At 42.3% G+C, this 25,836-nt stretch carries 21 protein-coding genes and 2 riboswitches; of the genes, 14 read left to right on the top strand and 7 right to left on the bottom strand.

The window, feature by feature from the left end:
• Nucleotide 1: 1 nt before the first annotated feature.
• Nucleotides 2-772, bottom strand: coding sequence for a hydroxyethylthiazole kinase (thiM, locus tag CSV69_RS06490; RefSeq protein WP_099692977.1), 771 nt, complete (start codon nt 770-772; stop codon nt 2-4).
• A 62-nt stretch (nt 773-834) separates the two neighbouring features.
• Nucleotides 835-936, bottom strand: a riboswitch (TPP riboswitch).
• A gap of 193 nt (nt 937-1,129) precedes the next feature.
• Here thiM and CSV69_RS06485 point away from each other — a divergent pair.
• Nucleotides 1,130-2,326, top strand: coding sequence for a DUF3238 domain-containing protein (locus CSV69_RS06485; protein ID WP_099692976.1), 1,197 nt, complete (start codon nt 1,130-1,132; stop codon nt 2,324-2,326).
• 51 nt (nt 2,327-2,377) lie between these two features.
• On the opposite strand, the gene CSV69_RS06480 is transcribed toward CSV69_RS06485, so the two are convergent.
• From CSV69_RS06480 to CSV69_RS06470, 3 genes are read right to left on the bottom strand one after another with little or no spacing between them, the layout of a single operon-like run.
• Nucleotides 2,378-3,520 carry a Ger(x)C family spore germination protein gene (locus CSV69_RS06480; protein WP_099692975.1) on the bottom strand — a complete coding sequence of 381 codons (1,143 nt, stop codon included), beginning with the start codon at nt 3,518-3,520 and terminating at the stop codon, nt 2,378-2,380.
• Complete coding sequence (locus CSV69_RS06475; RefSeq protein WP_233192334.1) at nt 3,517-4,956, bottom strand: spore germination protein; 1,440 nt, start codon at nt 4,954-4,956, stop codon at nt 3,517-3,519. Before CSV69_RS06475 ends, CSV69_RS06480 begins: the two co-directional genes overlap by 4 nt.
• A gap of 39 nt (nt 4,957-4,995) precedes the next feature.
• On the bottom strand, nt 4,996-6,090 hold the full coding sequence (locus CSV69_RS06470; RefSeq protein ID WP_099692973.1) for an endospore germination permease: 1,095 nt from the start codon (nt 6,088-6,090) through the stop codon (nt 4,996-4,998).
• Between the two features lie 291 nt (nt 6,091-6,381).
• Here CSV69_RS06470 and adh point away from each other — a divergent pair, with 291 nt between their 5' ends.
• Entirely contained in the window at nt 6,382-7,923 is a 1,542-nt protein-coding gene (adh, locus tag CSV69_RS06465) for an aldehyde dehydrogenase (RefSeq protein WP_085427497.1), read from the top strand.
• A gap of 42 nt (nt 7,924-7,965) precedes the next feature.
• Nucleotides 7,966-8,322, top strand: coding sequence for a DUF779 domain-containing protein (locus CSV69_RS06460; protein ID WP_085429029.1), 357 nt, complete (start codon nt 7,966-7,968; stop codon nt 8,320-8,322).
• Nucleotides 8,323-8,428: 106 nt separating this feature from the next.
• Here CSV69_RS06460 and CSV69_RS06455 read toward each other — a convergent pair whose 3' ends face one another.
• The gene (locus CSV69_RS06455) at nt 8,429-8,830 is read right to left on the bottom strand and encodes a thiol-disulfide oxidoreductase DCC family protein (RefSeq protein ID WP_085427496.1); all 402 of its coding nucleotides are present in this window, start codon (nt 8,828-8,830) and stop codon (nt 8,429-8,431) included.
• Between the two features lie 329 nt (nt 8,831-9,159).
• Between CSV69_RS06455 and CSV69_RS17010 the strand changes: the two genes are divergently transcribed.
• Entirely contained in the window at nt 9,160-9,561 is a 402-nt protein-coding gene (locus CSV69_RS17010) for a hypothetical protein (protein ID WP_199170396.1), read from the top strand.
• A gap of 174 nt (nt 9,562-9,735) precedes the next feature.
• Here the strand turns inward: CSV69_RS17010 and metH are convergent, their stop codons facing one another.
• Together metH and CSV69_RS06435 are read right to left on the bottom strand one after the other, a co-directional pair.
• Nucleotides 9,736-13,170, bottom strand: a complete 3,435-nt coding sequence (metH, locus tag CSV69_RS06440) for a methionine synthase (protein WP_099692972.1) — start codon at nt 13,168-13,170, stop codon at nt 9,736-9,738.
• Nucleotides 13,151-15,010 carry a bifunctional homocysteine S-methyltransferase/methylenetetrahydrofolate reductase gene (locus CSV69_RS06435; protein WP_099624842.1) on the bottom strand — a complete coding sequence of 620 codons (1,860 nt, stop codon included), beginning with the start codon at nt 15,008-15,010 and terminating at the stop codon, nt 13,151-13,153. The genes metH and CSV69_RS06435 overlap by 20 nt, the downstream gene beginning before the upstream one ends.
• An 82-nt stretch (nt 15,011-15,092) precedes the next feature.
• Nucleotides 15,093-15,204, bottom strand: a riboswitch (SAM riboswitch).
• Between the two features lie 164 nt (nt 15,205-15,368).
• Here CSV69_RS06435 and CSV69_RS06430 point away from each other — a divergent pair.
• From CSV69_RS06430 to ispD, 10 genes are all read left to right on the top strand, one after another.
• The gene (locus tag CSV69_RS06430; protein WP_085427492.1) at nt 15,369-15,566 is read left to right on the top strand and encodes a hypothetical protein; all 198 of its coding nucleotides are present in this window, start codon (nt 15,369-15,371) and stop codon (nt 15,564-15,566) included.
• 126 nt (nt 15,567-15,692) lie between these two features.
• A complete protein-coding gene (locus CSV69_RS06425) occupies nt 15,693-16,295 on the top strand; it encodes a biotin transporter BioY (protein WP_099624841.1) in 603 nt (200 codons plus the stop codon).
• Nucleotides 16,295-17,296, top strand: a complete 1,002-nt coding sequence (gene bioB, locus CSV69_RS06420) for a biotin synthase BioB (protein ID WP_099692971.1) — start codon at nt 16,295-16,297, stop codon at nt 17,294-17,296. Before CSV69_RS06425 ends, bioB begins: the two co-directional genes overlap by 1 nt.
• Nucleotides 17,297-17,655: 359 nt before the next feature.
• Nucleotides 17,656-18,126: a CtsR family transcriptional regulator gene (locus CSV69_RS06415; RefSeq protein ID WP_085427489.1), complete on the top strand. Its 471-nt coding sequence runs from the start codon at nt 17,656-17,658 to the stop codon at nt 18,124-18,126.
• 11 nt (nt 18,127-18,137) lie between these two features.
• On the top strand, nt 18,138-18,689 hold the full coding sequence (locus tag CSV69_RS06410; RefSeq protein ID WP_085427488.1) for a UvrB/UvrC motif-containing protein: 552 nt from the start codon (nt 18,138-18,140) through the stop codon (nt 18,687-18,689).
• Nucleotides 18,679-19,767, top strand: coding sequence for a protein-arginine kinase McsB (mcsB, locus tag CSV69_RS06405; protein ID WP_085427487.1), 1,089 nt, complete (start codon nt 18,679-18,681; stop codon nt 19,765-19,767). Before CSV69_RS06410 ends, mcsB begins: the two co-directional genes overlap by 11 nt.
• A 187-nt stretch (nt 19,768-19,954) precedes the next feature.
• A complete protein-coding gene (locus CSV69_RS06400; protein ID WP_085427486.1) occupies nt 19,955-22,405 on the top strand; it encodes an ATP-dependent Clp protease ATP-binding subunit in 2,451 nt (816 codons plus the stop codon).
• Nucleotides 22,406-22,494: 89 nt separating this feature from the next.
• Nucleotides 22,495-23,865 carry a DNA repair protein RadA gene (gene radA, locus CSV69_RS06395; protein ID WP_085427485.1) on the top strand — a complete coding sequence of 457 codons (1,371 nt, stop codon included), beginning with the start codon at nt 22,495-22,497 and terminating at the stop codon, nt 23,863-23,865.
• Nucleotides 23,866-24,028: 163 nt separating this feature from the next.
• Complete coding sequence (locus CSV69_RS06390) at nt 24,029-25,117, top strand: PIN/TRAM domain-containing protein (protein ID WP_085427484.1); 1,089 nt, start codon at nt 24,029-24,031, stop codon at nt 25,115-25,117.
• A 26-nt stretch (nt 25,118-25,143) separates the two neighbouring features.
• Nucleotides 25,144-25,824 (top strand): 2-C-methyl-D-erythritol 4-phosphate cytidylyltransferase, encoded by a 681-nt coding sequence (gene ispD, locus CSV69_RS06385; protein WP_099692970.1) that lies wholly within the window; start codon nt 25,144-25,146, stop codon nt 25,822-25,824.
• Nucleotides 25,825-25,836: the final 12 nt, after the last annotated feature.

Genomic DNA, 25,836 nt, shown 5'->3' with positions numbered 1-25,836 from the left:
TTTACACAAAGTATGTTTTTGTTTCGCGATCTAAAGAATGTAAGATATTTAAGAAGTTCATCGCAAAGTCTCCAGGACCTATGGAAATCTGCGCCGTTTGTTCTCCAGCACGCTTATAAAATGAAAGTGCATCTGCTGCTGCTTCCATAGGGCTCTCTATTCCCACCGCTAGAAAAGCACCCACAACTGAACTAAGTAAACAACCTGTTCCAGTAATCGTCGTCATCATTGGATGTCCACCTGTAATAGATACTGTCGTGTGTCCATCAGTGACGATATCCACTTCGCCCGAAACTGCTACTAGACAGTTATGCTTGCGTGCTGTCTGTTTTGCAACGTCTTCAATGTCTGCTTGTCCTTCTCCAGCATCTACTCCTTTGGCGTTCCATGGAATATCTGCAATTGCCGCCAACTCCCCAGCATTACAACGAACTAATGTGACGTCTACTTCGTCTAAAACTTTGAGAACACTTGCTTTACGAAAAGGCGTTGCACCTGCCCCAACTGGATCCAATACAACAGGTTTTCCGGCTGCACGTGCACTTTTCCCTGATAGAATCATTGCGTCGACCGTTTGTTGTTTTAACGTTCCAATATTTAGAATGCTACAAGCGGCGATTCTTGCGATATCTTCCGCCTCTTCCACCGCATCGGCCATTACAGGAGATGCGCCTATTGCGAGTAACCCGTTAGCTTGGAAGTTGGCTACCACAAAATTCGTGATGCAGTGGACAAGTGGTTGCTCTTGTCGCAGTTGTTGAATAAGCTGCATGTTTCTTTTCCCCCTTATAAAGGTATATATACAAAAAGCCCATACTAGGATGGGCGGTTGGGTATAAAAACTACCCACTTCCCTCCGCTAGGTTGTCCTAGATCAGGTTCAAAGGGTTTGCATAATTGCATCTCAGCCAAATGTTGGCACCCCTAGTGGTGACTATGTATCAGACAAGCTAATTATATCATATAGATGGGTTAGGATAAAATGATCCTGCAATAAACAGATTGACAAGTATGAAAATGAGTGTTTGCGCTTAGGTGGTCAAGTATAACCGTATGCTAAACGTTACATAATTATCTGAAGAAGTCTTATCTTTTTCAGATGAAATGGATATAAAGGAGTAGATCGCAAATGGAGAAATTATTCGAAATTCAACAAATGGACCATTCATTGGATAATATATCGTTTACGTGGAGTGACATAGGTGGTTATTACCGTGTCTATAAAAATGACCGACAAGTATATGAAGGAACAGCTCCGAAGTTTTCGGATGGGGAGTTGGATCCGTCACATCCTTTCCAATACACGGTGGAACGAGTAGCGGAAGGACGGGTTCAAGATGTAATTGTTATCCAGACATCTGCCCTGACTGAAGTTCAGGAAGATGAACATCCTTTGCAACGATTAGTCATCACAACGATTGCCGCTTCATCACAAATTGCTCTGTCATGGGAGTGGATCAAAGATGTGGAGAAGTTCGATATTTACCGCAACGGTCAATATCTCGAAACAATTACGGATAATCGTTTTATTGATCGTGACATAAGTTCTTCGGAGGCGGTAGTATACAGTGTCTCGGCAACGTGTCCGTTGATTGACAGCAATCAGAAAATGAATGTCAGTAAATCGATCGCATCCAAAGTGTATGAAGTGATTATGCCTCCGAATCCGAATAATAAACCAACAGAAGAAATCTATACTTTTTCTGTACGTGTAAAGCAACGGGATCAATTGCTTACACCGATTGCTGACAGAAAAAAAGTAAATGAAGTGAAGCAATGGAAGTTCCGCTATGCAACGTTTTTAAAAGAAGATATCATAAAAAACCCGAATCTCTTTTCACCAATTCCATATTTCACAGGTGATGATCGAGATTTCAACCCAGAAGGAAAAAGCTTCCGTACCCGTGTGGACATAGAAGGAGAGTTTATCGGAGGCGATAGCACACTGCAATTTACGAAAGCCACTGGACCTTCAATTGGCATGAATTATATGAAACGATATAAGCGCCATGACCATGCATCTGTAGACGGTATAGAAATTGAGCGATTAGAAGGGAAATCGACTGAAGTTCTTTTTGCAATCAACCATGACGTAGGTAATCCACTAACCGCTTCACCGCCTATTCATTATGAAGTGAAAGCGCATTTAGACCAGCAAGGAAACCTAGACCTAGTTGGCTATCATAACGATGCGCCACATCATGAAGTATATTTAGCGCTTGATTACGAGGACTGGCGCTCGTTGCACCGTACTGAAAGTGAAGGCTTAGCGTATTTGACAGGTGTGCTAGGAGATAATTATTGGCGTTACATGACATGTAATTAACAATAAACCGCCGCAGTCCATAGTGGATTGTGGCGGTTTAATTAATTAGTTCTATTTGATCGTTTCTTGAAAACTCTTTCGGTCTGAATTAAGCTTGGTGACCCGTACGTTCAACTTACTGATCGATTCCTCTGTTAGTTCAATTCCTCCGTCTTGCTCATATTTCTTCCACGTCTTCAAGTCTTTTCTGTATAAATGTTCGGAAAATCGATAGATATCAATGTTTTTTTCCATAGCCTCTTTGTATGTCTCTAAAATTTGTTTAGATATCTCTTCCTCCAATCTTTTTTTGATTTCTTTTATCGAAATAGAACCTTCCTTTGTACTTAATGATGCTTCGATATCTACTTCCACATTAAATTTCACGCCGTTTTTATTGATAGGTGTAATGGTCGGTTTTACTTTATCGACTATTATGGATACATGATCATCTCTTTCTGTTTTGAAAGAAATTCGACCACGTTTAGTTTTCTTCGTCATCCACTGCAATCCTCTTGCGCTAGAACCCGTAATAAATCCTTTGAAATGGTGGCGTGAAATGGACGCTATGCCTGATAAAACAGGTGCTGCAACGGACTCTTTTGAAGACTCCCAATTATCCTTTACGTTGATAAGAGGGATTGCCGCTTCGTGTCCCGGCTCGTCCAAACCGATAATCAGCTCGCGTATATTCGTAGGATAGACAAACGATTCTTGTTCGTAGGAATTGTCTGGATCACCCAGTTTTGATAAGGTAAGTGCTTTGTTAATAACAGGGCGGACCAGCAACACGTCCTGCACCGGATCTTTTGTGGCATATAACCAAATTTGATAGCGCGTCTCTAGATACCGTGTAATTCTGTCAATGACTGCATTTAATTTTCCATGCTCCAACACCTTTTCCGATACAACAATGTAAGAAGCATGTCCCCAAAATACCTGCTGGTCAACGGAGTGGTACAGCTGGGCAAGGGCATCATCAAATGTATCGGCCTTTGCAAATCCTACTTCGGCCTGAGGGATGTCACTCACGGGTTGTTCAGATTTTGGTGTATTGGCAAAGTCGATGATCTGTATATATATGTGAAATTGATTGTCTACATAATCAACACCCAAGCCGTTGACATACAACATTCGCTCGGGTTCTCTCATATCCCAGCAACCCGCCAGTAATAACGTCAGACAAAGTGTTGCGAACAACGCAGTTTTTTTCATTCTCCCGTTCCTTTCTGGCGAGTTTTATCCTTTGGATGCAATACATCAGGTCGCTCATTATATTGCTCAGTAGGTAGGCGGAACAATGTCTTTTTAATATTTTTCCACTTGATGTCTGTTGAAATACTTAAATAAGGGACCCCGAATGTATGGATAGTTGATAAATATAAAAGGGTAGCAAATAAAGACACATAAAAACCAAATAAACCCATCAGTCCGGTAAGTAAAATAAAAAATACGCGTAACGCACTGACAGCTGTAACGAGTGATTGATTAACTAAAGTATAGGCCGCAATTGTAGAAGTGGCGATCACGACAATCATAGCGGGACTTGTTAAACCTGCGCGTATTGCCGCATCTCCAATAATCAATCCACCTACAACTCCAATCGTACTTCCGATTACGGTTGGCAGACGTAGACCCGCTTCTCGAAATAACTCAAATAAGCCGAGCATCAATAACATTTCAAATATAGAAGGAAAAGGTAGACCTATGTTTGCCTGTACGATGGTTGCCAATAATTGAATAGGTAACTGATCTTGATGAAAGGAGGTGAGTGCAAGCCAAAAAGCGGGTAACAGTAAACCAATTAATAAACTGCCGAGACGAAGCAATCGTTGGATCGAACTTTGGAGACTTGGAAACTCAAAATCCTCGGAAGTTTTCATTAATAAAAACAAGCTGATCGGAGTGATGACGGCGTAGGTTACGCCGTCCACTAGAATAACGAAGCGACCTCTCGCCAATGACTGGATTGCATTGTCAGGACGTCCCGTATAGTCAGATCGGGGAAAGAGCAAGGCTTTTTTGTTCACTAACTCCATCAATGCATCACCACTGAACACAATATCCGTATTCACTTTGCCTAGCTGTGTACGCAATTGGTTTAATGTATCTTCACTGGCAATATCATCGAAGTACATAAGTGCTACAGAAGTTTTTGACCGAGCGCCTAATTCGAACTTTTCCACGCATAAAGAATTGGTTGGAAGGCGTTTTCTAATGAGTGCAATATTAACTGAGATATCTTCAATAAAGTTATCACGAGGTCCTTTAACCGGAACTTCTAAACGGGTTTCTTCAGGTGACCGATTTGGTTTACTTTCAATATTACCAGCCACAACTAATTGGAGCTCTTCAAAATACACGAGCACATGCCCCGTATACACTAGCGTAATTAGTTCTTTTTCTGTTTTTGGAATCTGAAGTTTTGGTATATATAAAGAAGAGCAAAGAACTTGCTCACTTATGCTTTCTTTATTGTCATCATATAATTTGCGTACATTTGGAATCACGACTTCATTCAATAATTGTGCGTCGAACATTGAATCGCATGTGATGAAATAGACTGTATGTGATTGAAAAGTATAGGGCTGGAACTGTATATCACTAGAACGTAGAAAAAGTTGCTGTAGTGAATCCAGATCAATGCTCATATCAGGAGTTCTCATACTATATCACCATTTCCTAATAGATTAGTTCGGCTGTTTTCTTGATTTCCTTCCTGAGCGTTTTGCAGCGAAGACGAGAAAGAGTGTTAGAAGAAACAAGAATACAAATGTGCCGGTTAAAACATAATCACCTTTGATTTTAAGAAATACATGGTCACTCACTAAAAGTAAAGACACGCTCATAAAGAAGAGGGACGGCAAGATGATCTGTGAAATCCTCTTCTTATCATTGGTGATTCCTAACAGATCAATTGCAATGAAGAGTAGCAAACCGATACGAATAAAAGCGCCTGTTAGCCATTGATAAATGGAAAGGAAGTCTAAGTGTTCAAAAAAACGACCAATCGAGACAAGTCCCCATTCCTCATAAGCAGGATAAAGTTGCTTCGTAGCTTCTTCCGGTCCGAACTCTGTAATAGCGCCAACGAGGGGGCCTATCGTCAGCCCGAGCAAGATGAGCATCATGACCGCAAAATGGTACCAGCGAAACGGATTTTTCACGCGATGCTGAATGAAGAGAAGTAACGAAAGTTCTATAAATCCCGAAGCAGGATAGACAGCGGATTTGAGGACAGGTTGTACGCCGTGTTCTAAAAAAGGTTTTAACATGTTGTAATCTTTCACTTGCAAGTTAGTAAACGCTACGAAAAATCCCAAAACGACTACACCAAATAACACGATTGCATTGACGGTGACGATGGATTGTAAATTAGCCATCGCAAGCAGAACGCATAAGACGCTAAATGTCAGCAATAATAAAAACAGGGGAGTTTTCGGTAAAAAAGTGGCGGCAATCCACTCCAACATCTCGACCATTGTAAAAGTAGACAAAATCAGCAGAAATATCGCTACCATGTATCGGATGACGGCTGATGGCACCTTGCCAACATTATCAGTGAGCCACTTCGCCAAATATTTCCGATCGGACTTTTTATGGATATAGATAAAAAGAAAGACAAAGGGAAAGGTAGCAAGAAACGCAATTATGACTGATATCCATCCATCTCTACGTGCATCCTCCAACAATGAAGGAATGATGGTCACATGATTTTTTAGTCCAATAACCGTCATGGATAAAAACACCACATGCAAAACGCTGATAGAGCCTTTTTGATTCATAGGAATCCCTTCTTAACTAAAGTAGTTTTCTTTAGCATTACCTAAAATGTACAGTTTTATAATCTTTATAAGCGGATTAGAATAGAGCGATTATTAAACACACAACAATTTGTATGAACTATAAAACTATTTGATTGAAAGCGCTTACCGAATAGTTTAGAATAAAAGATAGCTTATGAAAGCGTACACATCAGGAATAAAGTGAAACTATGTTTCGTATAATAGCTTTGCGTGCATAACAGTTGCGCTTAGATACAAGCAAAATAATGAGAATAGGGAGTGTGACGCAGTATGGTACAAGCTTCAGAAAATCTAGTTTACGCAAATCCAAATACAGAAGGTTCAAAGGTTCAGTTCAAAGAACGCTATGAAAATTTCATTGGCGGCAAGTGGACGGCACCAGTCAAAGGTCAGTATTTCGATAATTCAACACCAGTGACAGGTAAAGTGTTTACTCAGGTAGCGAGATCTACAGAAGAAGACATTGAACTAGCTCTGGATGCAGCTCATGCAGCAAAAGACGCGTGGGGAAAAACATCAGTCACTGAACGTTCAAATATTTTGCTGAAAATTGCAGATCGTATTGAAGAGAACTTAGAAATGCTTGCTGTAGCTGAAACATGGGATAACGGAAAAGCCGTTCGTGAAACATTGAATGCCGATCTTCCGCTAGCAGTTGACCATTTCAGATACTTTGCTTCTGCAATTCGCGCGCAAGAAGGCGGAGTCAGTCAAATCGATAACGACACAGTAGCTTATCACTTCCATGAGCCACTAGGAGTCGTAGGTCAGATCATTCCTTGGAACTTCCCTATTCTAATGGCAGTATGGAAACTTGCTCCGGCATTAGCGGCAGGAAATTGTGTCGTGCTAAAACCGGCTGAACAAACGCCTGCATCTATTTTGGTGTTGGTTGAATTAATCGAAGACTTACTGCCGGCAGGTGTGCTGAACGTAGTCAACGGTTTCGGACTAGAAGCAGGAAAGCCATTAGCTTCCAATCCACGTATCAATAAGATTGCATTCACAGGGGAGACGACAACAGGCCGTCTGATCATGCAGTATGCTTCTCAAAACTTGATTCCGGTTACTTTGGAATTGGGCGGAAAATCCCCGAACATTTTCTTCGAAGATGTAATGGCGGAAGATGATGCATTCCTTGATAAAGCAGTTGAAGGTTTCGTAATGTTCGCATTAAACCAAGGAGAGGTCTGTACATGCCCATCTCGTGCGTTGATTCAGGAATCCATTTACGATAAGTTCATGGAACGTGCACTTGAGCGTGTTAAAGCGATCAAGACAGGAAATCCATTAGATCCAACGGTCATGATGGGTGCCCAGGCATCGACTGAGCAACTAGAGAAGATTCTTTCTTACCTAGATATCGGAAAACAAGAAGGTGCAGAATGTCTGACAGGTGGAGAGCAAAATAAGCTCGAAGGTGATCTTGCAGAAGGTTATTATGTGCAGCCGACTGTATTTAAAGGACATAATAAGATGAGAATCTTCCAAGAAGAAATTTTCGGTCCTGTAGTTGCAGTAACGACGTTTAAAGATAAAGAAGAGGCGCTAGAAATTGCGAACGATACATTGTATGGACTAGGTTCAGGTGTGTGGACGCGTGATATGAATACAGCGTACCGCTTCGGTCGCGGGATTCAGGCAGGACGCGTATGGACGAACTGCTATCATGCATATCCGGCACACTCTGCTTTCGGTGGCTATAAAGCTTCGGGTATCGGCCGTGAAAATCACTTACAGATGCTAGCTCATTATCAGCAGACAAAGAACATGCTAGTTAGCTACGATGAAAGCAAACAAGGATTCTTTTGATCGAATCTATCTGGAGGATCCGCAGTGAATGGAGGAATTCCTATGCCAGATCGAGTAGTCGCAACAGAAGAAGCATTGGCTCTTATAGAGTTGTTAAAAGATAAGCACGGTCCTCTGATGTTTCATCAGTCCGGGGGTTGCTGTGATGGATCTTCTCCGATGTGTTACGAAGATGGTGATTTAATTGTCGGTAACCAAGACGTATTGCTAGGGCACATCGGTGGCATGCCATTCTATATGATGAAAAGTCAGTTTGAGTATTGGAAACATACACAGCTAATTATTGACGTAGTCGATGGACGTGGTGGAATGTTTTCGCTCGAGGGAGTGGAAGGGAAACGTTTCCTGACTAGATCACGGGCCTTTTCTGACGAAGAATATAAAGAATTAACTTCATGAAAAAAAGCCTTCCGTAACGTAGGAAGGCTCGGACTGAAAGCAACTCCAGGAACATTGGAGCTTGTTTTCAGTCTTTTTATCGTATTTGGATAGAGAGTTAAAATCTTTACGAGATAAAACGTTGACGTTCTTCAGGTGAAGGCAACATGCAGGATAATTCCTTTTTGCCGAACCATTTATATCGGTTTGTTGCAATATAGTCGTAGGCAATGTCGCGAATTGCGGGTGGAATGACGATGAATAGAAATGCTAAGTGCCAAAGTCCATCCAATTTTTTCGCGATACGTAAAGCTGCGCCTGATTTTGTATAAGCTTTACCATTTTCAATCAATACTAAGCTATCTACGTTATCAGGAATTTGATAGTCTTTGCGAAGTTTTCTACCTACATCGTCTTGTAAAGAAGCGAATGAAAAATGTTTGTACGGGTCACGTTTAATAATAAATTGCACGCTCGCGTCACAAAAGTTACATTCACCGTCAAATAATATAATTCTATTTCGTTTCATATAATTTCTCTCCTTCAAAAAATAGGTGATATCGTACTATACCCACATAACGTAAATTTCACTCATGCGCTCTAAACAGAATAGGTTGTTTTATTAGATCATTACTATATTTGGCTAGGTTGGAGTTGCGTCGTGACTCCAACTTTTTACGGTCTGAGAAATCTTTTATGACTACAAACTGTGAATGATAAACAGTCTGTTAATAATGTAGCAGTGTCCTTTATTCCTGGTAATCAAGGATATTGTTTTTTTATTTTTTACTATTCTATGGCGGTAGCCCGTAACAAATTTATTAGCTCGCATGTAATAGGGTATAAGGAGGTGGAGAAATGAATCAAGGACATTGTGGAATGTCAGGTGGACATCACCAGCAAGGGTGGGGGCACCAACAGTATCAGCCAGGTATGCATGGTATGCAAGGTATGCAAGGTATGCCAGGTGGACAGCAGCAAGGTTTCCAACCCGTAGTTTGCCCACCGCAGTATCGCTTTAATGATTGCTTCACTAAACAGGAAATGCCATTTATTCATCCGATCGTGAATGTGAATCGACACCACGTGGTTGGTGTGCCACAGCACTACTATACAGAAACTACTGAAGACGTTATGGGCTCTACTATTATGCCAGGAAGAGGCCCAGGATTTGGAGGAGGAATGGGACCAGGCTTTGGACCAGGCTTCGGCCCAGGACATGGTGGCGGTGGTTGTCACCGTCGTAGAAGGTGCCGATAAACTTCTATTACTATGAAAAAACCCGCTGTCTCTGTATTCAGAGATAGCGGGTTTTTTTCTACTTCAAGCGCCAGACTCTCGGGACGTTTCAGAACTACCAAAAAGGCAAGGAGCGCCTTTGTGGTAGTTCCTCCAACGCCTGTCGAGTCTACAAGGCGCTTTCAGCATTTAATGTTATGCATTAAAGTATCTCGCGTCGGGGTGTGCGAAGACCATTGCGGATACGGATGCTTCTGGTTCCATCATGAATTCTTCGGTCAGAATAACTCCGTGCTCTTCCGGTCTGATGAGGCGGAAGAGTTTGGCTTGGTCTTCTAGGTTCGGACAGGCTGGATAGCCGAATGAGAATCGCTGGCCTTGGTATTTAGCTGCGAAACGTTCGAGCATAGTGAAGTCAGTTGGGTCAGGGAATCCCCACTGGTCACGGATTTCTTGGTGAATCCGTTCAGCGAATCCTTCCGCGAGTTCCAGAGCAGTTGACTGGAATGCGTGGCTTTCTAGGAACTTTCCTTCCGCTTTCAATTTGTTTGCATAATCACGAACGCCTTTGCCGGCAGTTACTTGCATGAAAGCGACGTAGTCCATCTCGCCGCTTTCTACTGTTTTCAAGTAGTCAGCTAAGCATAGGAATGGTTCCTTGTCTTGACGTGGGAACGTGAAGCGTTCGATTTCAGTTTTTGAATCTTCCGGATCGTAAATAATTACGTCATCGCCATCTGCTTGGGCAGGGAAGAACTGATAAACGCCGGAAGCTTTCATTTTATCGGACTTCAAGAACTCGGTGACCATGTCGTGAAGTTGTACTGCACGTTCATCTTTTCGTTCAAGCATTTTATCGACATTTCCACGCAGGCCTAAGTGGTGACCGATCAGTGTGCGCATATTTACATAAGGATGTAAGTGTGCGACAGAATAATCTTTCACGACACGTCTGCGCAAATCTGTCGGTACGAATACTGGAACATCGGTGCGCACCGTTTTCACTGGACGCGGCTTGACTGCAACTGCTACAGCTCCGCGACTTGCTTTTATGGCGTCATTGGCTTCACGCTTTTCGATACTTTGCACTAATTCTTCAAGTAGCTCTTCTTTACCTTCACTTTGTAGACGGTTTGCTAAATCAAGCCCTTGCATCGCATCCTTGGCAAAAATTACTGGACCGTCGTATTCAGAAGCGATTTTAGTTTCGGTGAAGCGTCTTGTCAACGCTGCTCCGCCAACCATAATAGGCGTATCAATACCCGCGGCCTTGAAGTCTTGTGCAGTCAAGACCATTTGTTGTGCAGACTTAACGAGTAATCCGGACAGACCTACAATATCTGGCTTTTCTTTACGGATTACTTCAATCAATGCGGCAGGAGTTACTTTGATTCCGATATCGATTACTTTAAATCCATTATTGCTTAATATGATTTCTACTAAGTTTTTCCCGATATCATGTACGTCACCTTTAACTGTAGCTAAGATAATTTTACCTTTCCCCGAATCGTCTTCTTTTTTCTCCATGAACTGCTCAAGATAGGAAACCGAAGCTTTCATGACTCCAGCACTTTGTAGAACTTCTGCTACGATCAGCTGATTATCATTGAATAGACGGCCAACTTCAGCCATCCCTGTCATGAGTGGACCATTGATGATATCAAGTGGTTCGTCATATGTTTTTAAAGCGGCATCCAAGTCAGGAATTAAACCTTCTTTTGTTCCTTCGACTATATAGTATGCAAGACGTTCAGCTACAGTTTTCGGTAGATCATCTTCTGTTTTTTCTTTTTTCTTACCACGATAAAAGTCTGCGAATGCTGCCAGTGTGTCATCCGTTGTGGAAAACAGTAGATCATCTGCCAGCTTTACTTCATCTTTTGGAATAGAAGCATAACGTTCAAGTTTTTCTGTGTTTATAATCGCATAATCAAGACCTGCTTGTGTACAGTGATACAAGTACACGGCATTTAATACTTCACGACCAACAGACGGTAGTCCGAATGATACGTTACTGACACCTAAAGTGGTTAGAGTACGTGGAAGCTTTTCTTTGATTAATCGAATTCCTTCAATCGTTTCTACTGCAGAGCCAATGTATTGTTCATCGCCTGTGCCCACAGGGAAGACGAGTGGATCGAAAATGATATCTTCAGGCGGGATCTGCCATTTATTGACGAGTAAATCATATGAACGTAACGCGACTTCAAGTTTGCGCTCTCTCGTTACAGCCATTCCGGTTTCATCAATCGTTCCAACTACGACAGCTGCTCCATACTTTTTAACTAAAGGAAGTACCGCGTCAAAGCGTTCTTCACCATCTTCTAGGTTAATGGAGTTGATGATCGCCTTACCTTGTGAGAATTTCAGCGCTTCCGCAATAACATTTTCATCTGTCGAGTCAATGACTAGAGCGACTTTAACTTTCTTCACTACTTCTTGCATGAAGCGAGTCATATCATGCAACTCATCACGGTCGGGATTCGCAAGACAAATATCCAATACGTGTGCTCCACGTTTTACTTGTGCACGTGCGATTTCAGAAGCCTCTTCAAATTTCTCTTCTACGATCAGCTGCTTGAATTTACGCGAACCGATCACGTTCGTTCGTTCACCAATCAATAGAGGACGCATAGTTTCGTCATATAGTAATGGTTCGATACCTGAAACTGCATGGCCGTGAGGTTCCGCTATTTGGCGAGGCTTTAAGTCTTTTACTGCTTCTCTAATTGCACGAATGTGGTCAGGCGTCGTACCGCAGCAACCGCCAACCATATTTAGCCAGCCTTTTTCGGCAAAGCCTGCAAGCTTTTTTGATAGGGACTCAGGTGATTCGTGGTAATGTCCTTCCGCGTCCGGCAATCCAGCATTTGGATAGCACGTAACGTAGCTTGTCGCTAACTCTGATAATGAACGCAAGTGATCTGTCATGAATTCAGGACCCGTTGCGCAGTTCAAGCCGACCGATAGAGGGTGAACGTGTTCAATGGAAATATAGAAGGATTCGATGCTTTGGCCTGCGAGAGTTGTACCCATAGGCTCGATTGTACCTGAAATCATAATGGGTATTTCGCGTCCAAGTTCTTCAAACGCCTTTTTAATGCCAATCGTACCAGCCTTTACGTTCAGCATATCCTGACTCGTTTCCATCAGAATCAAGTCACTGCCTGCTTCGATAAGTGCCTTTGCTTGAACGTAGAAATCATGAGATAATTCATCGAACGTAATCCCACCTGTAACGGAAAGTGTCTTTGTCGTTGGTCCGATTGCACCTGCGACAAAACGTGGCCATTCCGGTGTAGAGAACTTCGCCGCACTCTTTTTTGCAATTTCAACTGACTTTGCATTAATTTCATTTGCGCGGTGACCTAGTGAAAATTCATTCAGCACAAGGGGTGTACCACCAAACGTATTCGTGCAAATGATATCAGCGCCAGCTTCTAAGTACTCATCGTGAATCTTTTCTAAAACATCAGGGCGTAACACACTCATGTATTCGTTACATCCATCGTATTCTTCTCCGCCGAAGTCCTCTGTCGAGAAATCTTCCGCTTGTAGCATCGTCCCCATCGCACCGTCAATGATCAGGATTCGTTTATCTAGTTGTTCTTCAATAGGATGTCTCTGCATGTAGTAATTCCCTCTCCTTCTGCTCGTCTAATTCCTTAATATACTCATACAACTCTAACGTCATATCGTAACGAAGGAATGGTGTAATTAGATAGATACCTTTAAAGTATTTCGCTGCTGTATCAAGAAGTTCTTTTGCGATTTCCAGGCCAACTTCTGTCGATTGATCTCGATCATCACTGCACTGGCGCATTCTTTCCAATACTTCATCGGAAAGCTTAATGCCAGGTACTTCGTGATGCAAGAACTCTGCGTTTCGAATATTCGTCAACGGCATAATCCCAATAAAAATCGGTGTGTCCAAATGCTTCGTTGCTTCATATACTTCTATGATTTTTTCTTTTGTATAAACAGGTTGAGTGATAAAGTAGTCTGCGCCCGCTTCGATTTTCTTATCTAGCCGCTGTACGGCACGTTCCACTACGCGTACGTTCGGATTGAATGCTGCTGAAATAGAGAAGTTGGCTTTTTTGCGCAATGGCTTTCCAGAGAAGGAAATACCTTCATTCAACTTTTTGATTAATTGTATTAACTCCATACTGTTCACGTCATAAACGCTCGTAGCCCCTGGGAAATCTCCCACTTTCGTTGGGTCACCTGTTACCGCCAGCACATCCGTGATACCTAGTGCATCCAAACCCATCAAATGTGACTGCAATCCAATAAGATTATGATCGCGACATGTCAAATGAACGAGCGGGCGAATATTGTGTTGCATTTTAATGATTGAGCCCATCGCCATATTACTGATACGAGGGGAGGCAAGTGAGTTGTCCGCCATTGTGATCGCGTCAACGCCTGCATCGTATAATACGTTCGCGCCTTTGACATAATCTTCTGTCTCTAAATGGCGCGGTGTATCCAACTCTACAATCACCGTACGCTCTGTTTTGGCTTTTATGTGAAGCGGTTGGTGTTGTACAGGACTCGCTTCTTGGATGACGATAGGTTTTGACGGCTGTACGACTTTTTCTGTAATAGGCGCAAGTCTAGCTAACTGCGTTTTGGCTGCTTTAATATGTTTAGGCGTTGTACCGCAACATCCACCGATTAACCGAACCCCTTGATCGCGTAGTAGTACGGCAGCACGACCGAAATACTCTGCCTCTGATTCATAGACTATTCGTCCATCTTCTACGTCTAATAGGCTGGCGTTTGGATAAGCTGATAAAAATGCTTTTTTCGGTAACGTGACATTATCGAATGCTTGAATCGTGTGGTAAGGTCCTAAGCGACAGTTGACGCCTACAACGTCTGCACCGAGAGACTCAAGTTGGTGAAGAGCATCGTTTAATGAAAGTCCGTTTTGAAGTACACCGGGGTCATGCATAGAAACTTGTGCAATTAATGGCACGTCCGTAACTTTCTTTAATGTGCTAACAACAGATGCTAATTCTTCAAAATCATAATAGGTCTCCAATAAAAGACCGTCGGGATCACCTGTTAATAATGCGTTTGCTTGTTCTAATACGACTTTTTCTATTTCATCCAATGTCGCATCACTTTTACGAATGCCACGTAGACCGCCGATTGTGCCAAGAACGAATTGTCCGCCAGGTGCTGCTGCGCGCTTTGCGATTTGGATGGCTGCTTTATTGAATTCCGTCACATGACTCTCCAAACCATATCGGGCCAATTTAATCGCGTTAGCGCTGTATGTGTTCGTTTGGATGATATCTGCACCTGCTGCGATGTAGTCTTGGTGAATTTGCTCTATAATTTCGGGCTTTTCTATGTTTAGCTCTTCATAACAATAATCAATTCCGTAAGAATATAAAATCGTCCCCATTGCCCCATCTGCTGTTAGGACATTTGTTTGTAGTTTCTCTAGCAATGACATGTTCCCATCTCCCCTTTGCTTTTCTAATCAAAAAAAGCCTTCAAGTATATTAGAAGGCTTTGTAATCTCAATGACTAGTTCCCTCTCATCTTTTCAGTGCGTCAACTTGACAGACTGCTGGAAGTAGCACCTTGCCTAAACGGCTGGTTGCTGAAGCGTCGACGGGCCAGTCCCTCAGCTTCTCTTGATAAGATACGATTCTTATTCAATTATTTTGATTATTCTAACCACATCATAGCGGCTTTGTTGTTCTTCGTCAAGTGAACATTCAGTGAAGTTCGTAGTCGGGATTTGCAACATAGAGAAATTGCGATATTTATGATAAAGTTAAAGGAGTAAATTGAAAAGGTGAGGAATTATGCGGTTCTTTAAATACTCATTTCCAATCGCTGTTCTTGTAGGTACTCTTGCTTGGATCATGATAGGTAATAGTTACGAAGAAGTTACTTATGATATGCGCGTGTACATTACGATTGCAGCTGCAATATTTAGTGGTTTAATTTCAAGCGTTCTGTTCCGTAAAGAAAAGGAAGAACAGATTGATAAGAAGAAGTAGGCTGTCAGCATGATGCTGCAGTCTTTTTTTTATTTATTTTTAGAGTTAACTTAAGAATAAATAGTGTTGACACAAGATGAGTTAACCTCTATTATTTTTATGGTAACTAATATAAAAAGAGGTGACATGATGGCAACTGCAACAGAGAGTCGACCGGTCAGTAGATTCAATGCACTAACCATTGTATACAGTGGAATGTTCGCATCATTAATGATGATTGGTGCAAATATTACATCCTTCGTGCCGTTTTTAGTAGTTGGTGGAGTACCTATTACATTGCAAACGTTTTTCGCAATCTTGTCGGGACTATTACTCGGCAGCCGTCTAGGTGCGTTATCAATGACGGTGTATATGTTAATAGGGCTAGCGGGTGCACCGGTTTTCGCAAGATTTTCAGGCGGATTCGGTCAGATATTAAGTCCGACGTTCGGTTTTATTGTTACTTTCATTCTAATTGCTTATGTAGCGGGAAAGATTGTCGAGCGAAATCAGACCCTGCCTGCTTTTATTACCGCAGCGCTAGTCGCTACCGCAATCAACTACATACTAGGTACAAGTTGGATGTATTTTGCGTATAAGATGTGGGCTGCTGCACCCGAGGTGTTTTCTTATAAGATTGCATGGCTATGGATGATGCCTCCACTGCCAAAAGATCTAATTCTAGCTGTGTTGTCAGGCATGTTTGCGTTCAGAATATCAAAACACTTGAAAGTGAGGCGTACATTATAATGAATTACCAACAACTCGCTACTAGAGTACTAGAAGGACATGTATTAACCGACGAGGAATCACTTGCACTATTAAACAGCCCAGATGAAGATTTACTATTATTGCTGCATGCAACGTACTCGATTCGATCACATTATTTCGGAAATAAAGTAAAGTTGAATATGATCATCAATACGAAATCAGGTTTATGTCCGGAGAACTGTGGTTATTGCGCTCAGTCCATCGTTTCAAAAGCGCCTGTCGAAAAGTATGCAATGATGAAATCAGAAGAGATACTTGAAGGTGCGGAGCGTGCGGCTGCCAATAAAGCAGGCACTTATTGCATCGTTGCAAGTGGACGGGGACCACGTGACAGTGAACTGGACATAGTCATTGACTCTGTTAAACAAATTAAAGAAAAGCATAAAGGAATGACGGTATGTGCTTGCCTAGGAATTTTGAAGCCAGGACAAGCGACTCGTTTGAAAGAGGCAGGAGTAGATCGCTACAACCACAACTTGAACACATCCGCAGAGCATCACGAAAGTATAACAACGTCGCACACATACGAAGATCGTGTAAACACTGTAGGATTGGCCAAAGAAGCAGGCATTTCTCCGTGTTCAGGCGTCATCGTCGGCATGCGTGAAACAAAGCAAGACATTATCTCTATGGCACGTAGCCTGCGCGAACTGGACGCAGACTCCATACCTGTAAACTTCCTGCACGCAGTTGATGGAACACCATTAGAAGGAACGTCAGAACTGGACCCACGCTACTGTCTAAAAGTCCTGTGTCTGTTCCGCTACATTAACCCTAGCAAAGAAATCCGTATCTCGGGTGGACGTGAAGTCAATCTAAGAAGTCTACAACCACTAGGTCTTTACGCAGCAAACTCTATCTTCATCGGTGATTACCTCACAACAGCGGGTCAAGAAAATGACCAAGATCTAAAGATGCTTGAAGACATGGGCTTCGAAGTCGACCTAGAACCAATGCGTAAAGAACCCATCACTATGTAAAGAGAAAAGAAGAAAACTTTTGGACAGTATATGACTGAAGACAATCCGCTATGAGGATTTGTTCTTCAGTCTTTTATTTTTTAATTGGTATTCTTTTTAGAAAGATTATAATAAGCGATCGTCAGTGAAACGCATCTGTTTGGAGCGTAATCAACAGTCCCTACCAACTCACTATGTTTTTGTCTGGTAACTAATTGAATAATAAATAGCCTAATGTGACAACCTAGCAACAGGTTTCCTTTCAGCCTAAACAGGTATACATACAAACAAATGAATTGCATCATGTCCGATTTTTGCGATACAATCAAGTCAAAGATAGTCAAAGTCAACTAGAACGTTGAGCGAAACGAGGTGACGAGATGCGTAATATTTCTGACATTATAGAAGGATATTTGAAGTCGATTATCGAAGAGGAAGATAGTGCTTCTATTGAAATCAAACGAAATGAGATTGCTGAGAAGTTTCAATGCGTTCCATCACAGATTAACTACGTGATTAAAACGCGATTTACAGTCGAGCGTGGCTACGCTGTAGAGTCTAAACGCGGAGGCGGGGGCTACATCCGGATTTATCGCGTGCGTACCAACTCCCGAAAAGACTTACTTGAACAAGCGCTAGAAGTTTTAGAAAGTGAAGCGTCCTCCACTATGGCGGAAGATGTGATTATTCGTTTAATTGAAGAACAAGTCATTACAGAGCGTGAAGCTAAACTGATGCTCGCGGCAGTGGGACGTACAACACTGCGTTATATGTTGCCTGAGCGTGATGCACTGCGATCGCGTATCCTTCGCGCCATGTTAGTTACATTAATATATGAAGAGATAGAATGAGGTGAGTCCCGATGCTTTGTGAAAACTGTAAAGAACGACCCGCTACTGTCGTGTTTAAACAAGAAACACCAAATGGTATAACAGAGCGCCATTTATGCGATAAATGTGCGTTTTATTCGCAGACATTTTCTTTCAGTCCTGATCAAGAACCTTTGTCGATTCAACAATTCTTGGCACACTGGTTAGGAGGTTCTGAAATATTTCCAGAACAGAAAACCGGTGAAACGCTTCCGGATGGTCCGAAATGTCCGAACTGTGGTTTAACCTTCCATCGTTTTCTCGACAGTGGAAAGTTTGGCTGTGCTACATGTTACGATGCATTTCGTGGACAGTTGCCAAGGGTGTTTGCAAAATTACACAACGGTCACGCGCAACACCGAGGGAAAATACCGGTTTCGCTTAATGAACGTTTTGCCTTAAAGAAAAAGCTTGAAGATATTCGTACGAAAATGCGAGAGGCCGTAGAAGATGAACGGTTTGAAGAAGCCGCATCTTTGCGGGATGAGGCGAATCAGCTGAAACAGCAACTGGAAGATGGAGGTGACGATCAACATGTCATTTGAAAAATTCATCAAACAGGAACTGACGGGTTGGATGGTAGCAGAAGGGGAACACGCCGACATCGTCCTATCCACAAGAATTAGACTGGCCCGCAACCTCCAAAAACATTTATTTCCAATAAGCGCGTCGCAAGAAGATGCAAATGATGTCAGTGAGGCATTGAATCATGCAGTCGAGACGATGGAGGATCACCACTTTACTGGTACTACTATGAAAGATTTAACACCACTTGAGAGACAAATTTTAGTCGAGAAGCACTTAGTCAGTCCGCAGTTAATTGATCCTAAAAAGCACGGATCTGTTCTACTGTCGGAAGATGAAACAATCAGTATTATGGTAAATGAAGAAGATCATATTCGCATTCAATGCATTTATCCAGGTTTTCAAATTGATCAGGCGTATGAACATGCTGATCAAGTAGACAGCGAGTTAGAAAAGAATTTAGACTATGCATTTGATGAGACATTTGGCTATTTGACTAGTTGTCCGTCCAACACCGGTACAGGAATGCGCGCATCGGTCATGATGCATTTACCTGCACTGACGATTACTAAACAAATCGAGCGCATTATTCCAGCGATATCAAGGCTTGGGATGGTCGTACGAGGAAGCTATGGAGAGGGCAGCGAAGCGCTCGGAAATATTTATCAGATTTCCAATCAAATTACACTAGGTAAATCAGAAGAAGAAATCCTGAAAGACTTGGAAAGTATTGCGAAACGTCTGATAGCGCATGAAAAGAAATCACGCGAACTATTATTGGCCAAATCGGAAGTTCACTTGGAGAATAGATTATTCAGAGCGCTTGGGACGCTGACACATTCGCGGATTTTACCATCGGCAGAAGCGGCAAAATGTTTGTCTGACGTCCGATTGGGTATTGATTTAGGTATATTCGAAAATATCGACATGTCTATTTTGAATGAATTGATGATCTTCATGCAGCCGGGTTTCCTTCAGCAATATGCGGGTGCAGAATTAACATCAGATGAGCGTGATATCCTTCGTGCACAATTGTTCCGTAATCGGCTGGGTGTAGGGAAATCTTCTGTACCAGAGCAAGATACTGATCCATCGTGAGCAAAGTTTTTGCAAGTAGGATAAAGAAGATTTATAATTAATCAAAGATAGTCAAAGTCAATATGCGGATTTGGTTGTATCGCGAACTGACTTGAATATATATAAGTGATAGGAAACAAAGCAACGATGCGTTATTTTGCATAACATAGAGTATAGTCCACTGAATGAAGGAAAGAGGGGAATGAATATGATGTTTAATCGATTTACACAACGTGCACAAAAGGTTTTACAACTGGCCCAAGAAGAGGCAATACGTTTAAAACATGAATCTATTGGTACTGAGCATATTTTACTTGGTTTGATTCGAGAAGGTGGCGGCATCGCAGCGAAAGCTCTTGAAGCAATTAATGTGAATGCAGATACTATTGAACGTGAAGTAGAAGTTTTGGTAGGTGTGGGCTCTAAAGACGTGGGTCCGATTGTTCATTATACTCCTCGTGCAAAACGAGTTATCGAGTTATCTGTAGATGAGTCACGCAAACTGGGACATTCTTATATCGGTACTGAGCATATTTTATTGGCTTTGATTCGAGAAGGAGAAGGCGTCGCTGCACGCGTTCTAAATAATGCGGGTGTTAGTTTAAATAAAGCACGTCAACAAGTACTTCAGTTACTTGGTAATGATGAGAGTTCAGTTAATAATCCAGCGAATTCTGCATCAGCAGCAACACCGACATTGGATAGCTTAGCACGTGATTTAACTGAAATTGCACGTGAAGGTACATTGGATCCGGTAATTGGTCGTAGCAAAGAAATCACACGCGTTATTGAAGTCTTAGCGCGTCGCACGAAAAACAACCCCGTGTTAATTGGGGAACCAGGCGTTGGTAAAACAGCAATTGCAGAAGGCTTGGCACAGCAAGTAGTGAGTAACGAAGTGCCAGAGATCTTACGTGATAAGCGCGTTATGACGCTTGATATGGGGACAGTCGTTGCGGGTACGAAATACCGTGGTGAATTTGAAGATAGAATGAAGAAGGTAATGGAAGAAATCCGTCAAGCGGGCAATATTATCTTATTCATCGATGAATTACACACGTTGATCGGTGCAGGTGGAGCAGAAGGTGCTATTGATGCATCCAACATCTTGAAACCATCTCTTGCACGCGGTGAACTACAATGTATCGGTGCTACAACACTTGATGAATATCGTAAATATATTGAAAAGGATGCAGCACTTGAGCGTCGTTTCCAGCCGATCCAAGTTGATGAGCCTTCAGTAGATGAAACGATACAAATTATCAAAGGCTTGCGCGATCGTTATGAGGCGCATCACCGTGTAAAGATTACAGATGAAGCAGTCGAAGCGGCAGCGAAAATGTCCGACCGCTATATTTCAGACCGTTTCTTGCCAGACAAAGCGATCGACTTGATTGACGAAGCTGGATCAAAAGTGCGTTTACGCTCGTATACTACTCCTCCTAACTTGAAGGAGCTTGAAGTAAAACTTGAAGCAATTCGTTCCGAGAAGAATGCAGCTGTTCAAAGCCAAGAATTTGAAAAAGCCGCTTCTTATCGTGATAAAGAGCAGAAGATGAAGGAAGAATTAGAAACAACGAAAGCCGCTTGGAAGGAAAAACAAGGACAGACTGAATCCGAAGTGACAGTAAATGATATTGCGTCTGTTGTAGCGATGTGGACAGGAATCCCTGTTGACAAGATTGCAGAGACAGAGTCAGCTAAATTACTGAACATGGAAGAGATTTTGCATCAGCGTGTCATTGGCCAAAAAGAAGCTGTGTTATCTATTTCGAAAGCTATCCGTCGAGCACGTGCAGGATTGAAAGATCCGAAGCGTCCGATTGGTTCATTCATTTTCCTAGGACCAACTGGTGTAGGTAAAACTGAACTGGGCCGTGCGTTGGCAGAAGTGATGTTCGGCGATGAAGATGCAATGATTCGCATCGATATGTCCGAATACATGGAGAAACATTCAACTTCTCGTTTAGTCGGATCACCTCCAGGATATGTAGGATATGATGAAGGCGGTCAATTAACTGAGAAGGTTCGCCGTAAGCCGTACTCAGTTGTATTGCTAGATGAAATTGAAAAAGCGCATCCAGACGTCTTTAATATACTATTACAAGTATTGGAAGACGGACGCTTAACAGATTCTAAAGGACGTACAGTTGATTTCCGCAACACGGTAATCATCATGACTTCGAACGTTGGAGCAACTGAATTGAAGAAAAACCGCTATGTCGGCTTTAATATTCAAGATGGTGAATCCGACTACGATGACATGAAAGAAAAAATGCTTGCAGAATTGAAGAAAACATTCCGACCAGAGTTCTTGAACCGTGTGGATGACATGATTGTCTTCCATTCATTGGAGAAAGAGCACTTACGTGAAATCGTCAGCTTGATGAGTGATGAACTTTCTAAGCGTTTGACTGAACAAGACATCGAATTGGTGTTGACTGAGTCCGCTAAAGATAAAATCACGGAAGAAGGATATGATCCGGAGTACGGAGCTCGTCCATTACGTCGTGCATTGCAAAAACATGTAGAAGATCGTTTATCTGAAGAGTTACTTGAAGGTAAAGTTCTGATGGGTGAAAAAGTGATCGTTGACGTAGAGGATGACAAGTTCATCGTACGCACGGAGAAACAAACAGTAGTAGCAGCAGAAAAATAATAATATGATGTTCCGGATAGCTCGCTCGCTTAGTTTTTAAAAAGCGCAGCGGGCTGTCCTTTTCGTATTTTTCAATAAGGAGAGAGTGTATGGCTAAGCGTAAATCGAAGTTCATGTGCCGTTCTTGTGGATATGAGTCAGCCAAATGGATGGGGCGCTGTCCTGGTTGTGGAGAATGGAATACGATGGATGAAGAAGTAGAGATCGTACAAAAAGGACCGCGTGCTGCATTTCAGCATGGTGAAAGAGTGAAGCAGAAAGCTTTACCGATAAGTCAGGTGGAAATGGCTGAAGAGCCGCGTGTCAAAACGGAGTTAGAGGAATTAAACCGCGTACTTGGAGGCGGGATTGTTCCAGGCTCGCTCATATTAATCGGTGGTGATCCGGGTATTGGGAAATCTACTTTATTACTTCAAGTCTCGTCACTGCTTGCAAATCAACAACAGCGCGTACTGTATATATCAGGAGAGGAATCGATTAAGCAAACTAAGTTACGTGCGGAACGTTTAGGTGTGAAGTCAGATGAGCTATATATTTATGCCGAAACAGATTTAGCGATGATCAATGAAACTGTAGATGAAGTGAAGCCGAGATTTGTAATTGTGGATTCGATTCAGACTGTACATCATCCTGAAGTATCATCAGCACCAGGAAGCGTATCGCAAGTGCGCGAATGTACTGCGGAATTAATGCGCATAGCAAAGACGCAAAACATTGCGATATTCCTCGTAGGTCACGTGACAAAAGAAGGGCAAATTGCAGGTCCGCGACTGCTTGAGCATATGGTAGATACGGTGCTGTATTTTGAAGGTGAACGTCACCACACATACCGTATTTTACGAAGTGTCAAAAACCGTTTCGGTTCCACTAATGAAATTGCTATTTTTGAAATGTTGCAAGCGGGGTTAAAGGAAGTCTTAAATCCTTCGGAAATGTTCTTGCGCGAGCGATCACAAGGTGGAGCGGGCTCTACCATTGTTGCGTCTATGGAGGGTACACGACCTATACTTGTTGAAATCCAGGCATTGTTGACAGCATCCAGTTTCAATTATCCGAAGCGCATGGCAACCGGACTGGATCAAAACCGCGTGCAGTTATTGATGGCAGTATTGGAAAAACGTGCGGGAATGCTATTGCAGACACAAGATGCGTATATTAAAGTTGCAGGCGGCGTTAAACTAGATGAACCAGCCATTGATTTGGCGGTTTTACTAAGTATCGTATCGAGCTTTAAAGACACTGCCGTCGGTGCGCGAGATTGTTTTGTTGGTGAAGTAGGGTTAACAGGTGAGGTTAGAAGGGTATCTAGAATAGAACAACGTGTGACGGAAGCGGCAAAACTTGGTTTTGATCGTATTATCATTCCATCCTCTAATCTGGGTGGTTGGGATGTCCCGTCAGGAATTGAAGTGGTCGGTGTGGAGACGGTAATGGAAGCATTAGGAATTGCATTCAGATAATAATCGTATACATAGCGACACCCGTAAAAATGTAAGAAACATTCCCGTTGTTTAGATAGTCCTAGTAGGGGTGGTGAGGAATTTTTAGAAATTCCTCACTTAACCTAAGCGGCTAACTACAATTCGTTGTATACTATTAGGAAGGAAAAGGAGGTGGAAGAATATGTTGAAAAGAGTAGTCCAAGTTTCATTCTTATTAATCGGAGGAACTCTCGGTGTTTTATTCTTACCGTACTTATTCGCAATGTTTGAGTTTACATCACGCCCCATCATTGAAAACCCTTATGTGGAGGCAATCATAGGAGCTATCATTCTATTTTTATTAAGCTTATTTTTAACCGAGCCGATTGTGAATTTCATCAAATGGATTGAAGAAAGACTCTTGAAAGCACCGATCATGGACTTGTTATTCGGTACAATCGGATTAGTCGTAGGATTAATCGTTGCATTTTTATTCAGTTTCGGACTAAGTGCAATTGGTTTTCCGGTAGTGTCTTCAGTTGTGCCTGTTTTATTATCTATTCTTCTAGGCTATTTAGGTTTCCAAGTAGGTTTTAAAAAGTGGGAAGAGTTCATCAATGCATTTTCTAATTTACGCATGACAACAGCGAAAAAGAAAGAATCGGCAGAACCAGTTGTCACTCCACCACAAAAAGATGTATATAAATTATTGGATACTAGTGTCATTATTGATGGACGTATTGCAGACATTGTAGCAACAGGATTTTTACAGGGGATTTTAGTCGTGCCTCAGTTTGTGTTGACTGAATTACAGCATATAGCGGATTCATCTGATACATTGAAACGAACAAAAGGTAGACGTGGCCTAGATATTCTAAAGCGTTTACAAAATGATGATGGACCCCAGGTGCTGATTACGGATGAAGATATTCCGAATGTGGCAGAAGTAGACTTAAAGCTGGTCAAACTGGCGAAGAAAATGGATGGACTGGTTGTAACGAATGATTTCAACTTAAACAAAGTATCTGATTTGCATGGTGTTGCAGTTTTGAATATCAATGATCTTGCCAATGCAGTGAAGCCTGTAGTAATTCCGGGGGAAGAAATGCATGTGGTCGTTATAAAAGATGGTAAAGAACATAATCAAGGTGTTGCGTACTTGGATGACGGCACGATGATTGTAATTGAGGATGGTCGTTCTCATATAGGAGAGGCTATCGATGTAGTAGTAACAAGTGTATTGCAAACATCGGCGGGTCGAATGATTTTTGCTAAACCCAAAGGCCGATAACTAGCATAGAAAGCAGAGTGACAAACGTGAAATATACAGTGATGATTCCTGCTGCGGGAAGCGGCAAACGAATGGGTGCCGGACAAAATAAGCTCTTCCTAAAAATAGGCGAGCATTCAATTTTGTATCACACAGTGGGTGTGTTTCAAGAAGACCCTAATTGTGAAGAGGTCATTATGGCCGTGAAACCGGAGGAACAAGCCGCCATTCAAAAGATACTTGGACAGTGCGCGCATGCAAAACCTATCACATTTGTAGAAGGTGGCGGTGAGCGACAAAACAGTGTTGCGGCTTGTATTGACGCGTATCAAGGGAATGGTGTTGTTCTCGTCCATGACGCGGCAAGACCTTTCCTAAAATCATCAGTCATTACGGAGCTCGTCAACACCGCGAATGAAAAAGGTGCGGCGATCGCGGCAGTCAAAGCAAAAGATACGATTAAGTACGCGGAAAACGGAGCAGTGAAAGAAACGTTAGACCGTGAAAAATTGTGGCTTGTACAAACACCGCAGGCATTCCAATATCAATTGTTGAAGGAAGCATCCGACTCGGCTATTCGAGATGGCTTTCTTGGTACTGATGAATCCATGCTAGTGGAACGGATGGGTCACGACGTGCAAGTGGTAGAAAGTTCATATGATAATGTAAAGATGACAACCCAAGAAGATCTCGCGATAGGCGAAATCTTACTGGCAAGAAGAAAGTAGGAGGAATAACCC

This window comes from Sporosarcina sp. P26b (genome assembly GCF_002743245.1).
In the GTDB taxonomy this organism is placed as follows: Bacteria; Bacillota; Bacilli; order Bacillales_A; family Planococcaceae; genus Sporosarcina; species Sporosarcina ureae_C.
Note: the sequence above shows the minus strand (reverse complement) of the source record. Positions and strands in the feature narration are given on the sequence as shown.